The sequence below is a fragment of the Winogradskyella ouciana genome (assembly GCF_009709615.1).
GTDB lineage: Bacteria > Bacteroidota > Bacteroidia > Flavobacteriales > Flavobacteriaceae > Winogradskyella > Winogradskyella ouciana.
In genome coordinates this window covers 1-256 of sequence record NZ_WJYA01000193.1, presented here as the reverse complement: position 1 = coordinate 256, position 256 = coordinate 1, and the positions used below count along the sequence as shown (strand labels likewise).

The following is a 256-nucleotide window of genomic DNA, read 5'->3' as shown; positions in this document are numbered from 1 at the left end:
CCGTTGTCATCATAGAACGCCACCAGTTTACCCAGTTTCAGGGTACCGGCCAGGGAGCACACTTCGTGAGAAATGCCTTCCATCATGCAGCCGTCGCCCATGAAGGCGTAGGTGTAGTGGTCGACGATATCGTGTCCCGGACGGTTGAACTGCGCCGCCAGGGTTTTCTCGGCGATAGCCATCCCGACCGCGTTAGCGATACCCTGGCCCAGCGGACCGGTGGTGGTTTCCACGCCTGCGGTGTAGCCGACTTCCG

Annotated in this window: 1 protein-coding gene; it reads right to left on the bottom strand. The window is 60.5% G+C overall.

Going from position 1 to position 256, the window contains the following annotated elements:
• Positions 1-256, bottom strand: a 256-nt coding sequence (locus F1003_RS18960) for a thiamine pyrophosphate-binding protein (RefSeq protein WP_497986934.1), incomplete at both ends; no start/stop codon positions are given.